Annotated in this window: 9 protein-coding genes and 1 pseudogene; 1 reads left to right on the forward strand and 9 read right to left on the reverse strand. The window is 40.6% G+C overall.

Annotated features, from left to right (window positions below; genetic code table 11):
• Positions 1–512: 512 nt before the first annotated feature.
• The 5 genes from AB5062_RS13915 to AB5062_RS13935 all read right to left on the reverse strand — a co-directional run bounded on the left by AB5062_RS13915 (position 513) and on the right by AB5062_RS13935 (position 8,979).
• Complete coding sequence (locus AB5062_RS13915; protein ID WP_032952304.1) at positions 513–2,072, reverse strand: glycoside hydrolase; 1,560 nt, start codon at positions 2,070–2,072, stop codon at positions 513–515.
• A gap of 97 nt (positions 2,073–2,169) precedes the next feature.
• Positions 2,170–3,807 (reverse strand): RagB/SusD family nutrient uptake outer membrane protein, encoded by a 1,638-nt coding sequence (locus AB5062_RS13920; protein ID WP_032952330.1) that lies wholly within the window; start codon positions 3,805–3,807, stop codon positions 2,170–2,172.
• A 10-nt stretch (positions 3,808–3,817) separates the two neighbouring features.
• Positions 3,818–7,210 carry a TonB-dependent receptor gene (locus AB5062_RS13925; RefSeq protein ID WP_032952307.1) on the reverse strand — a complete coding sequence of 1,131 codons (3,393 nt, stop codon included), beginning with the start codon at positions 7,208–7,210 and terminating at the stop codon, positions 3,818–3,820.
• Positions 7,211–7,353: 143 nt separating this feature from the next.
• A complete protein-coding gene (locus AB5062_RS13930) occupies positions 7,354–8,307 on the reverse strand; it encodes a FecR domain-containing protein (protein ID WP_032952308.1) in 954 nt (317 codons plus the stop codon).
• Between the two features lie 84 nt (positions 8,308–8,391).
• A complete protein-coding gene (locus AB5062_RS13935; protein WP_032952309.1) occupies positions 8,392–8,979 on the reverse strand; it encodes an RNA polymerase sigma-70 factor in 588 nt (195 codons plus the stop codon).
• Between the two features lie 794 nt (positions 8,980–9,773).
• Here AB5062_RS13935 and AB5062_RS13940 point away from each other — a divergent pair.
• Positions 9,774–10,382: pseudogene (locus AB5062_RS13940) on the forward strand (TlpA family protein disulfide reductase); the annotation flags it as partial.
• 195 nt (positions 10,383–10,577) lie between these two features.
• On the opposite strand, the gene AB5062_RS13945 reads toward AB5062_RS13940, so the two are convergent.
• The 4 genes from AB5062_RS13945 to AB5062_RS13960 form a co-directional block, all read right to left on the reverse strand.
• Positions 10,578–11,813: a sodium ion-translocating decarboxylase subunit beta gene (locus AB5062_RS13945; protein ID WP_005845893.1), complete on the reverse strand. Its 1,236-nt coding sequence runs from the start codon at positions 11,811–11,813 to the stop codon at positions 10,578–10,580.
• A complete protein-coding gene (locus AB5062_RS13950) occupies positions 11,813–13,675 on the reverse strand; it encodes a biotin/lipoyl-containing protein (protein ID WP_117829909.1) in 1,863 nt (620 codons plus the stop codon). The genes AB5062_RS13945 and AB5062_RS13950 overlap by 1 nt, the downstream gene beginning before the upstream one ends.
• Positions 13,676–13,705: 30 nt before the next feature.
• Positions 13,706–13,957 (reverse strand): OadG family protein, encoded by a 252-nt coding sequence (locus AB5062_RS13955; protein ID WP_005845891.1) that lies wholly within the window; start codon positions 13,955–13,957, stop codon positions 13,706–13,708.
• A gap of 267 nt (positions 13,958–14,224) precedes the next feature.
• Positions 14,225–14,725 (reverse strand): nitroreductase family protein, encoded by a 501-nt coding sequence (locus tag AB5062_RS13960; RefSeq protein ID WP_005845890.1) that lies wholly within the window; start codon positions 14,723–14,725, stop codon positions 14,225–14,227.
• Positions 14,726–14,764: the final 39 nt, after the last annotated feature.

A 14,764-nucleotide genomic window follows, 5' to 3' on the forward strand; every position in this document is an offset into this window, starting at 1 on the left:
CTCCATGCTGTCTGCGAAATGCAAGGTATGATTCATTCTTACGATATGGTAGCGGCAAGCATCTACAACTTTCATTATTTCAAAGATGTGCAATGAGAATTTCATGGCTGCATGATGTTTAGAAATAAGGAATACCTCAGTGTACATATGCAATAAACCCTCTTCGATATAGCAAATATTACGCTGTAAGTTCCATACCGGATGAATTAGAAAAATAGGCGAACACTCTCTCGAACTTATAAACGCTTCAGAAAATGTATTGAAACTATATTCTCTCAACTCAATGACAATCTCATAACGATACGCAACTATGCAAAGCAGTCATACGGGCTTTTTACCCGAATGACAGGTAAAATCACCACAATGACATTCATGTAATATATTAACAATTATTCTATCGGGAAGATAAAATATTCGCTAATTCAATTCAACCAACAGGTTATTCTATTTTATTTAAGATACCCGTTGGTAGAGTTAAATATATATTAAGTTAATTCCACCAACGGGTTTAATTAATTGTCTTCTACTACAATGGTAGCTACCGAACGTGCTGGCAACTGCAGTTTTTTCAGCGGTTGTTCACCCATGTATTGCAGATTCTTGTCGATTGTAGTCAGATAAACTTTTCCTTTTTGGGCATAGTCACAGTTTAGGGTAATCACCTGATTATCCTCTAAATAGTTAATTACTACGGTCACCACTTCTTTCCCATCAGTATACGATGAAATCATCAGTGAAGTAGCAGCTTCCAAATCACTTACCTTATAGGTCGGTTTTACGGAGATACGTCTCATGCCCGGACGCACAAAGAAACTGTAGTTGGCAGTAGTCCACAGCATTTTGGTGGTAGAAATTTCACCGTCATATTGTAACGACAACCCGTTTGAACCTTCAAGCGGCAATAGCTGAATGGGCACATCCTCGCCTAATGATACAGCAGTCCACCATTGCCAGGCCGAAGCATTGGCCAAAGTTAGATCATTATGAATGATGCGGGCTACATACAAGCCTAGGTTAATGCTTCGTTTCGGAGAGGCTGGCATAGTAATTTCTTCATTCTTTTCCAGAATGCAGTATTCTGATGCCCAAAATTTGGTATTGTGACTGTTGGCTGAGAGTTCTTTGTGAATTCGATTACGTATATCCACCAACAAAGTAGCGGGATAGGCTGACCAATAGTCGTGTGCTGCTACACAGTTAAAAAGATTTTTGAACTTCAGCACGCTGTATTGTCCGTCTTTGTAGAACATAGAGTGGATGATATCATCTGGAGTTTTAGTTATCGAATCAATTTCAAATAGATATTTCATGTCACCTACTTCTGGAATTAGAATTTTTGTGTCGATTTGAGCTTCGCTGATTGCTTTATCCAATTCTTCTACCATGCGGTAAAGGTCAGCTTTAGTGGCAAAGCTGCCTTCTTGGAAGGAATTGGTATGCCATTGTCCGTTTGGCTCATTGTTCGGGCTGATGTAATTTACGTGAAAGCCTTGTTCACGGAAATGTTGAGCGCTCTTCACCAAGAAACGGGCAAAGTCATCGAATTTATCATTTTGCAGATTGATGCAATCCTGGTCAGCAGAAACAGTAGAAGCGCTACGAGTCATAAAGTAGGGAGCTGAGTTCGTGAAAAACAGGAAGTTATTCATGCCTCGTTCACGGGCCGCTTTCATGAACCATTGTTGTCCTGCCTGCTTGGTAAAGTCATACTTACCATCGGGTGAGAGGAAACATTCGGTACGGTTCCAAGAGTTATCCACCTCCTTTGCTTCACGGTTTTCATAGCTTCCGGCTCCGATGTTTACGCGCCAGTTAGTCAAGGCCATCCCGATGGGGTTGCCTTTTTTGTCAAATTCACGTTTGAATAGTAAGTCGGCAATTTTTTCTTTTTTTTCTTGAGGCCAGTTTTTACCAATGAAAGCGCAGCGCCAAGCGTCTGAGGCGCTGAAGTTGTCTATTTCTTGATAGACTGTCTGTTTATCGATGATAAAAATCTTTTCATTCTGAGCGGCAAGTGGTTTCAAGCTTATGCTGAGGGGTAAGGCTGCAATTAAAATTAATCTTTTTCTCATGGTATACAATTAAAAAGTAAGTCCCTATCCTCGATGACGACACCAAGCATCCATCATAACATAGGGACCCAACAAATATTAGAACTACTTAATAAGATTATATTTTAAAGTTAGTTTGTTTCAAGTTCGGGTTCTTATCCAATTCAGCTTGTGGAATCGGCATGTAACGGTTCCTGAATTTACGGATTTCGAGTACCACCTGGTTCTTTTCACCTTGGAAAATTGTAGCACGCTCTTCTTGTGGAATGCTTGGGTCCATATCTACGGTACCTTGGTTAGAAGCATAGATTGGACCATTCAGTACGTCTTTGGCAATGTCCCAACGGATGATATCATCTCTTCTTAAGCCTTCGAAAGCAAATTCTACGCGGCGTTCTCTTCTGAGCAATTCTCTCAGTTTAGCTTGTGTATTATATTTTGCTCTGTCTACTTTTGGCATGCCAGCTCTTTCTCTGATTAGGTCAATCAAGTCAGTAGCATCTGAAAGGTCTGTATTTTTTTCAATCATAGCTTCAGCCTTTGAGAGTAAGATTTCAGCATAACGGAACACAATCATATCCAGACCAGTATTGTTTATATCTGAATATTGAGTCAGTGGTTTCATGTATTTACAGACAGAATAGCTAGTTTGAGAAGCATTTCTAGAATCAAGACGATGATCTTTGTTAGGTTCACCGTTAATGTTTCTGTCCAGCGTATTATAGATTCTCTTTCTACCCTTGTTATCCATCCAATCAGCACCCGAGTAAAGGATTGTAGCATAGAAACGGGGATCTCTATCTTTGTAAGGATGTTCTGGATTATACTTACCTATAGCCTGAGCTTCTTCGATTGTCAGACCATCTTTCATTTCATATGCATCAATTAGAGATTGAATGGGTACGAATGCCGACCAACCACCGTCAATCACGTTACAAAATTCAATAATGGTTTGGTTTTTGTAGTCGTTCATTACTTTCTTTACAGCCAGAATGATTTCGCAGTTGTCTTCATTGGCTTCTTTGAACAATTCAGAATAAGGAACTTCACCTTCTTGGTACAGATTATACACACCCAAGCTCTTGATTTCATTGGCAGCGTCAATCACTTCATCATATTTCTTGTAGAACAGACACAATCTTACCTTCAAGGCCAAAGCAGCACCGCGTGTAATTCTTCCTTTCTGTTTCGGACTTACATCCAATGCTCCGTCTTTAGTGATATCATTCAGTTCATCAAGGATGAATTTCACTACATCAGCTTCTGGAGTAGCTGGCAGTTTGGCATCTTCCAAAGAAGGAACTACTTCTGTTATCAAAGGGATGTCACCATATGCAGTTACCATCATGTAGTAACGCCAAGCACGTAGAAAGCGAACTTCGTTTTTCAAGACTTCCAAACGTTTGGGATCATTGAAATGAATTTCTTTGGTAGTAACCTGATGCAAGAAGTTGTTACAACGAGTAATCAGGGTGTAATCATACCAGTTGATGCCTGGAACAGCATGAGTAGCTGTACCATTGGCAAAAACAGCCCAATTAGTATTGATGGCACAATAACCGTTATCACTAAACACGTCATTGTATATAGTATAATCTTGGTTGGCATAGCCATCATAACAACCAACAGCTAACATTTCTACATCTGCTTCTGTTTTTGGGAAAGTAGCGGTAGATAAGGCATCGTACGGCACTCTATCCAGTGAACAAGCTGTAAATAAGAAACCTGAAATAAGTGACAAATATATATTTTTCATAATTGCTAAATTATAATGTAATATTAATACCAATAGAGTGAGTCTTCACGTGCGGATAATATGCACCCCATCCAGCCGGAGCTTCAGGGTCGATACCCTGAGGAGTTTTACTGAATGTCAGCAGGTTAGTACCGCTATAGTAAATTCTAGCAGATCCTAGACGTACAGCTTGCAGCCATTCTTTAGGAACATTGAAACCAACTTGAATATCTTTCAGACGCAAGTAATTGGTATTTACCAACCAGAAGTCTGAGCAAGTAGTTTCCGGTAAGTTATATGTTCTGAATTTAGAAGCTCTAGGCCATTTGTTGGTTGGCTTTTCTGGGGTCCAGCGGCCTAACCAGTGATTTGAAGGGTGACCAGAGTCACCGTTAAATTCACCATAGAATTCATCAGTGAAGTAGCGTGATACGCCAGCGGCACCTTGAAAGAACAAGTTGAGATCAAACATTTTCCACCTAGCACCCAGATTGAATGCGAAAGTATATTTCGGGTTTTCTGAACTCAGGATTACCTTATCGTCAGGGTTAATTTCACCATCTTCATTTATGTCAACCAATTTGATATCACCAGGAATTAAACGGTCGTTGCTGATCATTGTGTATTTCGGAGCATTTGCTATTTCTTCCTTGCTTTGAAAGATACCGTCTGATTTGTAACCATAGAAAGCATTAAATTCCTTACCTACCATGCGAATAGTACGGCTGTCTTTCTGAACGTCTACATTACCCAGTGACAAAATTTCATTTTTGTTGTAAGTAAAGTTACCAGCAAAGTTCAGTTGAACTTCACCCAATGTTTTATGCCAAGCCAAAGAAACCTCAAGTCCTTGGTTTCTCATAGCGCCCACATTGTCCCAGTAACCAGGATACCCATAAGTATTCGGTACATTTACCTGCATCAAGATACCAGTTGTCTTTCTGTTGTAGTATTCCAAAGTAACCTGCAGTTCGTTGAATAAAGTCATGTCTACAGCTGCACCCCAAGTAGTAGTCTTTTCCCAAGAAATATCCTGGATTTTATTTTCAGTTTGTACAGCGCCACCGCTTACCTTGTTATCGAATGGATATTTCGCATTGGTGGCATATGTATTGATGTACGGATAGTAGTCGTTACCTATTTGTTGGTTACCGAGCATTCCCCAAGAACCTCTTACTTTCATGTCGGTTACTACTTCATTGAAAGCAGTACCTAATACAAAGTCTTCGTTAGTTATGCGCCAAGCACCTGAGAATGAAGGGAACCACCCCCAACGGTTGCCTTCTGCAAAACGGGAAGAACCGTCACCTCTCACGTTAGCTTCGAACAAATATTTGTCCCTATAGTTGTATTTTAAGCGACTGAATACAGAATTCATTGCTAGTTCACGAGTATAACCAGAATTTCTCATACCTACTACTGAACCACCATTCATATCAGTTACGTCTGATGATGGAAAATCTTGTCTGTAAGCATCATCATATTCATAAGAATAGAGTTCTGTGTGGAAACCAGCCAAAGCGTTTACGGTGTGCTTTTGGGCAAAGGTCTTGTCGTAGTTCAACAAGATATCACCTTGTCTGCGGATTTCCTTAGTGTGGCTCTTAGTCAGGCGGATTGGACCATCGTATTTGTTTGCATTATATTGCAAATCTTTTCTATATAGCTTGTAACTCCTATTCACTATGTTGTAAGAACCGTTGGCGGTAATTTTCAAACCATCCCATATATCGTATGAAAATTCAGCGAAAGCATTCAAGTAGTCTTTGTCTGTATCACCAGTAGAGCCCAAGTCTTGGAATGCAATGGGGTTACCATCAGCAATGGCACCATAAGTACCATCTTCATTTTTATAAGGAACCATCGGAGAGATGCGATTTACTTGTCTGAATACTTGATAAGCATCACCATTTGACCAAGAAATCGGGTCAGTCGGTTCTTTCATCAATGTATTGGCAAAGTCCAGATTGATTCTTGATTTCAAGCGTTCAGTTAACTTCAGATCTAAGTTGGTACGAACATTGAACTGTCTGTTAGAAGCGTTTTCAACGATACCTTCTTGTTTTACATAACCCAAAGACGCTCTATACTTCGCCCATTCAGAACCACCGCTCATACCTATGTTATGGCGGTTCATGAAACCAGAGCCGGTATAAAACAAGTCGTACCAGTCAGTATTGGGGTGACCGTATGGATCAGAACCCTCAGCATATTTGCGGATGTCTTCCTGAGTGTAGGGTTTTCTCTTTTCAGCTTGTTCAGGAGAAGCGCCTTGAGAGATAGCATCCCAGTATTCAGCTTCATTAGTCAATTCTGCTAATTCAGCAGAGGTGGTACGGTCCATCAAATCGGCAGGTTTTGACCATCCGAACAAAGCACTGTAAGTCAAATTGGGCTTACCGCTCTGTCCGCGCTTAGTAGTAATCAAGATTACACCATTAGCAGCTTTAGAACCGTAAATGGCAGCTGAAGAAGCATCCTTCAATACAGAGATGCTTTCGATATCATTCGGGTCAACCACGTTCATATCACCTTCTACACCATCAATCAAAACCATTGGAGAAGAAGCATTGAATGAACCCAAACCACGGATTAAAATTTTACCGGTATCCTGACCTGGCTGACCACCAGCATTAGTTACAGTTACACCCGGTGCTAAACCTTGCAAGCCCTGAGATATATTGGAAATCGGCCTAGAAGCCAATGTTTTAGAATCAATAGTAGCAACAGCACCGGTCATGTTCACTTTCTTCTGCGAACCGTAACCTACTACAACAACTTCGTCCAGTAATTCAGTATCGTCCACCAGCTTCACAGCCATCAGCTTGCCAGATTGGGCAGCCAGTACCTGAGTTTTGTAGCCGATGAAAGAAATTTCTATTTTGGCATTTGGAGTGCTCAAATTCAGTGTAAAGTTACCGTTGATGTCGGTCACTGTACCGTTGGTAGTACCTTGCTCTACTACTGAAGCACCGATTACTGGTTCACCGGTCGAATCGATAACATTACCTTTAGCTGTTTTCTTTTCTTGTCTTGTTTGTTGAGCAATTCTAGTCGCTACGTTAGAAATTTTAGAGAGAGTTATATTGTTACCTAATACCTTGCAGTCAATATCAGTGTTGGCAAAGATACCTTTCAACAGTTCTATTACATCGGTATTGCTCCCATTTACATATACGGTGCGTTTTACGTCCACATCGTTTTTGTCATATACAAACAAATAATCTGTTTGTTTTTCAATTTGTTGAATCACAGATTCAATGGTACAATTCTGTGTCTTAAGGGATACTTTTTGATCCATGTACTCGGTTACACTCGCTAGGGCAGTGTTTGCGCCTAAAAAAAGAGCATAAGCCGAAACCATACCAACCTTAACGATATGGTTACAGTTTGAAATAACTTTTTTGTAGGAATTAAAATCCATAATTTACTTTAATTTAATCATTAGTATTTTATTTAAGATCAGATGACTTCAAGCCACGGGCGGTATTATTTCCAGAACTGCCCTACATTACGCTACAATAAGTTGTTTTACATAGGCATTTTATAATTTATAAGTTACACAATTTATAAGATGATAATTTTTTTACTTTCGTAATCAATTTGATAGTCAAAGTGATTGGTTTCTTTCAGTACTCGTATGATGTGTTCCAGTCCATCTTTGGCACGGAACTTACCGGTACAGTAGGGTGATTCTCTAGTTAAAGAAGTATTTCTGATTTGGAATTCAATATCATAGTATTCTTGCAGTTTGTCAAACACTTCCAATAGAGGTTCGTTGAAATAGAGTATTCCTTTGCGCCACAGATAATTATTAGCATTTTTAATCGGTTTAACCTCCAATACCCCTTGGCATAGCGCTGCACGCTGGTTGGGGGTAAGAATTACAACCGATGATTTTTTTGCATTGGTAGTGACTTCCACTTTACCGTTCAATAGAGCCGCTTCAAATTGAGGAGAATCCTGATAGTCATATATGTTAAAGGAAGTACCTACTGCTTTTACTTGATATTTAGAAGTAGAAACGATAAAGGGATGTTCCTTGTCTGATTTTACTTCAAAGAATCCTTCGCCGTCAAGTTCTACCAAGCGTTTTTTTCCGTTAAATTTCGAGGGGAAGGTCAGAGTGCTGCCGGAGTTCAGCCATACCTTGGATCCATCGGCCAGCATTATTTCTACATGCTGGCCGGTTGGTACATGAATTTGATGTTGTAGTTCGTGGTGAGTTGTTTTCTGCCAGTTCAAAAAAAAGTGCAAGGCAAAGCCCAGCACAAAGATAGCTGCTACTTTCATGAAAGATATAACATAATGTTTCCACGGGAGGATTTTAGTTTTTTTTGGGAAAGCAACCTCTGTCTGTTCGGGTATGTCTTCAATCCAATAACTCATTTCAAACAGACGACAAAGCTGTTGGTAGTAACGCTGGTGTTCTATCTTCGCTTCTATCCATTCGGTAATTCGCTGAGCTTCTTCATCCGAAACCTCTCCTTTGAAATAAGCCATTAATAATTCGTCGTCCATAATTTTTTATTGTTTATAATAATGGCGACTGAAAGAAGGGATTCTATAGTGTCGATCTAAAAAAAATAACCTATATTAACAAATTTATCCTTTATTGATAAGATCCGTCAAACAGAGCCAGATTAAGATAGGAAGGTAGTCTTTGAGAGCAATACGAAGTTCTTTAAGGGCCTTGTTCATGTGATAATCTACCCCTTTGACCGAAATACCTAGCATTTGGGCAATTTCCTTTCCCGATTTATTTTCAAAGCGACTCATGATGAATACCTTTTGGGTTTGTTTCGGTAATTGGTTAAGAGTTTTCATCATGATAGATTTGATTTCCTGTGAGAAAATATAGCTGGGGTTACAGCCTTCCAAGTTTGAGATTCGGATAGCCAGTTCGTGCTGTTTCCATTGTATAAGATCATCCTTGGTATTTTCTCGTCGTACTTGTGTTTTGAGATAATCCAGCGATTTATGTTTCACGATGGTGATAAGGAGAGCCATGGGGTTATCAACTGATTCCACCTTCATAGTTTCGAGCAATTGCAGGAAGGCGTCCATAGTGATGTCTTCAGAAACTTGCTTATTGCGCACATAAAAGCATGCAAAGTTGCAAACCTTATTGAACGAACTTTTATACAAAAGATTAAATAGTTCCACTTCCGAAAGACTACCATGTGTCGACATTTCATTTATTTTTAAGATAAACTATTTGCAAAAATAGTTCATCTTTGCAAAAGTTACAATCTGACGGCATAATTCTTTAAATATTTATTTTATCTATCTAGAAGAGACAACATAATATCACCCCCTAAAAAGGTTTACATGTATATGCCTTTTCCCTATTGCTTATTATTCGGTAATATCAAGAAGCTGATATTTTAAGCAATTGCAATGCCATTTATTCGTGCGAAAATATGGCTTTGAATTATTGCACTGCAAACTGAATACTGTTTAAAAGAGCCTTTGTTTATCCAATTACGTTCGCAAGTTTTATTCTTTTCCATAAAGTCTTTCTAATTACTTAATTCCAAGTACAAAGAAAGAAGAATGTATTTTCTACTTTCATTTTTTATTGCAATTTTTGAAAATGTGAACATATACAGCCTATTTTTCTACCAGCCGGAGAATAAAGAGTTTATATTCTCCTCTGCCTCTTCCATTCCAAGGCCCCTCTCGATATCTCTCAATATTCCGGCATAATTGTCAGATATTTCCTTACCGGCAGCAGTTCCTCTTCCAGTTCAAACAGCCTAAACTTCTTCCTGAAATGCCCTTTGATATTGAACGGTTTTCCATTCCGATAAATTCCCCCAGTTACAATGAGGCGAAGTCCTTTGATTCATATATCTCTTCCTTCTGTGTACTGATAGTCACGCTGGAATTGCAGCCGCCATCGCTGCTGCCGGAACTGGTGAGCTTCTTCTCCTTCTCGTATTTCCCGAAAAATTCCCAAAATTCGCCTCGATGGACGACTTGTTGTAGATGCAACCATACAGGATGAAAAGGTTGCAGAATTTCTGATTGACCAATTTGTTTATAACTTTGTAGACAATAACGGGCTGGATGAAGCAGACGGGCTGATTGTCCTATTCCGCAAACATGTGAAGGATGCAAAGTCCATAGAAAAATTCAACGCACTTTGTACCAAGTGGGAAAAATTAAGATCAGGCAATCCCTCAGCAGCTAGCTTCTCCTATCCGGATATCAATGGAAAAACAGTATCTTTGGCAGATTTGAAAGGGAAATATATCTATATTGACGTGTGGGCTACCTGGTGTGGCCCTTGCCGTGGAGAACTTCCTGCGTTAAAGGAATTGGAAGAGAAATATGCAGGAAAGGATATTCATTTTGTCAGCCTGTCATGCGACAAGAACAAAAAGGCATGGGAGAACATGGTAACAAAGGATCAACTAAAAGGGATCCAGTTACACATGGGAACAGACAGGACCTTTATGGATGCTTACCTCATCAACGGCATTCCCCGTTTTATCCTGCTGGATCGGGATGGCAAAATCATCTCTGCCAATATGACCCGTCCGTCAGATCCCAAGACAGCAGAGAAGTTCAATGAACTGTTAGGACTATAAAACTCTCTCTTATATTAAACATTAATCTAACGATAGGCTTTCTTCGTGAGGAGAGGGCCTATTCTATTTGTTTTAGCCAGGAGAACGATACAGAAAGAGAATAAAAGACACGAACTATACAGATCTTACAGTATTGTCTAAAACACCTGTAATTTCCGTATAATTCGTGCCCGAACAATTTAAATACGATGATTTTTATTGTAGGAATGAAATCAGCACACCGGCAGCCACGGCAGAACCGATAACTCCTGAAATGTTACTTGCCATACAATATTGAAGCACATGATTTTTGGGGTCATACTTCAAAGCAATTTCATTAGCCACACGGCTGGCCATGGGCACAGCACTCAAACCTGTAGCCCCAATCAGTGGATTGATCTTCTTCTTAGTGAAAAGATTCACCAACTTCACAAACAAGATACCACCGGAAATAGACAAGGCAAACGCCAAGAAACCACCTATCACAATACCGATAGTAGTCCAATTCAAAAATGCCTCCGTAGTCATTGTCGCACCGACTGACAACCCCAAGAAGATAGTTGCCGCATTCATGATACTATTTGAAGCTGCATCAAACAAACGTGAAGTATCACTACCTATTTCCTTAATCAAGTTACCAAACATCAACATACCAATCAAAGGCACTGCACTTGGCACAAACAGAGCGACCACCGTAGTCACTACAATCGGAAATACAATCTTCAGCACACGAAGATTCTTGATTTCTACCGAAGAAGGATATTTCTTTTCCTGTTCCTTCATATTGATACTCAATTCTTTCTTCGTACACCAGATTTTCACAACCAACGGAATGATAACGGGTACCAGAGCCATATACGAATAAGCGGCAATAGCAATCGGCCCTAGCAAATGGGGAGCCAGTTTAATAGTGGTAAAGATAGCGGTAGGACCGTCTGCTCCACCAATAATACCCAATGAAGCCGCCTCTTTCGGAGTGAACCCCATCAAGATAGCTACCAACAATACTGTGAAAATACCCAACTGTGCAGCAGCTCCGAAAATAGAAAGCCGCAAATTACGCAACATCGGACCAAAGTCTGTCAAAGCACCTACCCCCATAAAAATGATAGGCGGAAGAAAACCGGTCTTAATCAACATGTAGTAGATAAAGTTCATCAGGCCCAAGTCGTGCGCAATTTCGTGCAACGGCATTTCCCAGATGTTCTTCAGTGCTCCATTCACCATTACCATGCCGTTCTCATCGGCCTGGACAACCCCCATCTCACCACCGGGAAAGTTAGCCAGCAACACTCCGAAAGCTATCGGAATCAGCAGCAGCGGTTCGTACTTTTTCTTGATCCCCAAGTAAAGTAAGATGAACGCAATGGCATACATTATCAAGAATTGCGGTTCAGCAATAATATTGCTGAAAGCAGTCATATCATAAAGTCTTTCAAATATATCTTCCATTATACTATTTTCATTAATACGTCATCCTCTGAAACCGTGTCACCCGAACTAGCGCAAATAGCAGTTATAGTACCGTCATATTCCGCACGGATCGCATTATAGGTCTTCATTGCTTCGACGTAACAAATCACATCACCTTTATTAACCTTTTCACCCACCTTCTTCGGAGTTTCCTGGGCATTCTTTACCAGGAAGAATTTACCTTCCAACGGAGAAAGCACATCTTTCCCTTCCCCTACCGGAGCAGGAGCAGCTTGTGCAGGAACTGCACCCGAAGCAGCTGTCAGCGTAGCAGGATCTACAGCACCATATGCTACTGTAACGCGATAAGGTTGCCCGTTCACATCCACCGTCAATACCTTGGTCTTGTTTTCAGCTTCGACAGGAGTAGTGGCATTCGCTTTCTCCTCACGACGTTTCTTCACATCTGCCAAGAAGTCTTCTTTTGCCTTCCCGCTCTTATAAGCTTCATACTGGGCCGGATGCATGGCATACTCAAACAGTTCTTCGTCATCCTGTCCTTTATCCCATTGTTTTTCAAGCATCATCTTGCGATATTTTTCCAACTGGTCGGGATAATTGTCCTGCGGATTGCCATCAAAGAACTTGCGGCCTTCACGTTCTGCCTTTTCAATAATTTCAGGGGCCAGTTTACCCGGTAAACGTCCCGCTTTACCCAAAATCATATCCCAAATATCATCGGCAATCATTCCCCAACGTTCCTTACCTTTCTCCATAGCCATTACATTCATCATGGCAAGGTTCTTCACATACTGGCTGAACGGAGTTACCAAAGGAGGATAACCCACACGCGGCCATACGTAAGCAACTTCATTGAACAGCTTGATCAACAATTCATCCTGAGTCATAAACGGCAGGTTACGTTTTGCCTTGTACTTGTTGATAGATTCCAGATTCGTTTCAAGATCGGCCATCAAACTTCCCATCATGCCGCCCGGCAATCCCGGAGCAATCAGTAAAGAATTCATCAGACGGTTTTTGGGACTGATATATAAACCAAGGAAATCATCCATAAACTCCTGAATCATGGAACGCACTTTCATATACGCTTCCATATTAATTTCGGGCACTTTAAATCCGGCATCTTTCAACATGGCTTGCACACTAATCAAATCAGCATGGCCGGTTCCCCATGACAATGGTTCCATACCTACATCAATATAGTCGCAACCAGCCTGGCATACTTCCAAAATAGAAGCCATATTGAATCCGGGCCCCGCATGAGAGTGATACTGTATAGGAATATTTTTAATCTTCTTGATTCCGGCAACAATCTTTCCCAATGAAACGGGACGTCCGATGCCGGCCATATCTTTAATACAGATTTCATCAGCTCCGGCTTCTATAAGCTGCTTGGCCATATTCACATAATATTCCACAGTATGTATCGGAGAAAAAGTGATACAGAGCGAACATTGTGAAATCATTCCGGCTTCGTGAGCATAGCCAATAGAAGGGATAATATTGCGGACATCATTCAATCCGCAGAAAGTACGGGTAATATCTGTTCCTTGCGCATGTTTAACCTTATAGAATAATTTACGGACATCTGCCGGGACGGGACTCATGCGGAGACCGTTCAGCGCACGGTCCAGCATATGAGTCTGGATGCCTGCTTCGTGGAAGGGTTTCGTCCACTCGCGCACAGCTCTATTCGGATTTTCACCAAACAATAAATTTACCTGTTCAAAACCACCACCATTTGTTTCCACACGGGCGAAACAGCCCATTTCAATAATAGCCGGGGCAACCTTAACCAACTGGTCTACACGAGGCACGTACTTACCCGCACTCTGCCACATATCGCGGAAGACCAGACTAAATTTTACTTCTCTTTCCATTTTTGATAAATGTGTTTTTCTTTTTTTGGATTATAACTTCTCAATCTTTATCACCTGACCTTTACCTGCTGTCAAAATCTCAACTGCCGCCTTAATAGCATCCATAGCACCAGTATCTGCCGTAGGTGCTACAGCAGGTGCTTTTTTGGGGGTCTCTTCGGGGGCCACTTTGTTGACAACAGTAATAAGGTACTTGCTTAGATAGATAACGATGAGGAGAATGACAAAGACGGTCGCCATACCGACCACCATCAACATCAATCCAACTCCTATGTTCTCCATAATTTTCAGTGTTATTAATAGTACTTACTACACTCATAGGTTATTCAAAGCCTAAAAAGTGCTCAAATTTAGCCATTTCGGCTTTACTTCTATCATAAATGGAATACAAAATATGCAAAATTATCAGAAAATAAGAAGAGTCTAAAGAAATGTGCTTAAAATCCGGAACAGTCATCAGGTCAAGAAATTAACAGTACCTTCATCCACTGTAAAAGGAAATTGAATCTACCTGCCCGATGACACTCCGAAAGGTGGTTTTGTGATTTTTTAAAGAAGGATTTCATTTAATGGTTTCCGCTTCTTTTCTGTAGGTTCATCCTCCGCATAACCGACCGGAATCAAAACGGCCGGTTCCAAATTTTCCGGCAGTCCCAAAACCTCACTGCATTGCGGAGCATCAAAATTACAAACCCAACAAGTACCCAGTCCTTGTTCGGCAGCAGCCAGACAAAGATGTTCTACTGCAATAGCAATATCAATATCAGCATGATCCTTATTATCGGCACGGCGATGCCAAGACTCATTATGATCCACACAAGCCACTATGATACAAGGAGCCGTAGCAAGCCATTCCCGTTTATAACATGAATACAACGCTTTCAGTACGGCCTCATCTGTAACAATACGGAAACGCCATGGTTGAAAATTAACTGCAGATGGTGCAAAACGTACACATTCCATGATATAATCCAACTTTTCAGCCTCAACAGGACGATTGGCATATTTGCGTGCAGAATAGCGCGCCTTCACTAATTCTAGAAAGTTCATAAGCATTATTATTAGTTTGCATACAAAAATAGTAACTTT

The organism is Phocaeicola sp. RTP21359st1_B8_RTP21360_211022 (assembly GCF_040911965.1).
Classification (GTDB): Bacteria; Bacteroidota; Bacteroidia; order Bacteroidales; family Bacteroidaceae; genus Phocaeicola; species Phocaeicola vulgatus.

Bases quoted from the DNA above. Each gene is read 5' to 3' on its own strand.
- AB5062_RS13915 (WP_032952304.1), bottom strand. From the start codon at position 2,072: ATGAGAAAAAGATTAATTTTAATTGCAGCCTTACCCCTCAGCATAAGC.
- AB5062_RS13955 (WP_005845891.1), bottom strand. From the start codon at position 13,957: ATGGAGAACATAGGAGTTGGATTGATGTTGATGGTGGTCGGTATGGCG.
- AB5062_RS13960 (WP_005845890.1), bottom strand. From the start codon at position 14,725: ATGAACTTTCTAGAATTAGTGAAGGCGCGCTATTCTGCACGCAAATAT.
- AB5062_RS13945 (WP_005845893.1), bottom strand. From the start codon at position 11,813: ATGGAAGATATATTTGAAAGACTTTATGATATGACTGCTTTCAGCAAT.
- AB5062_RS13925 (WP_032952307.1), bottom strand. From the start codon at position 7,210: ATGGATTTTAATTCCTACAAAAAAGTTATTTCAAACTGTAACCATATC.
- AB5062_RS13920 (WP_032952330.1), bottom strand. From the start codon at position 3,807: ATGAAAAATATATATTTGTCACTTATTTCAGGTTTCTTATTTACAGCT.
- AB5062_RS13950 (WP_117829909.1), bottom strand. From the start codon at position 13,675: ATGGAAAGAGAAGTAAAATTTAGTCTGGTCTTCCGCGATATGTGGCAG.
- AB5062_RS13930 (WP_032952308.1), bottom strand. From the start codon at position 8,307: ATGGACGACGAATTATTAATGGCTTATTTCAAAGGAGAGGTTTCGGAT.
- AB5062_RS13935 (WP_032952309.1), bottom strand. From the start codon at position 8,979: ATGTCGACACATGGTAGTCTTTCGGAAGTGGAACTATTTAATCTTTTG.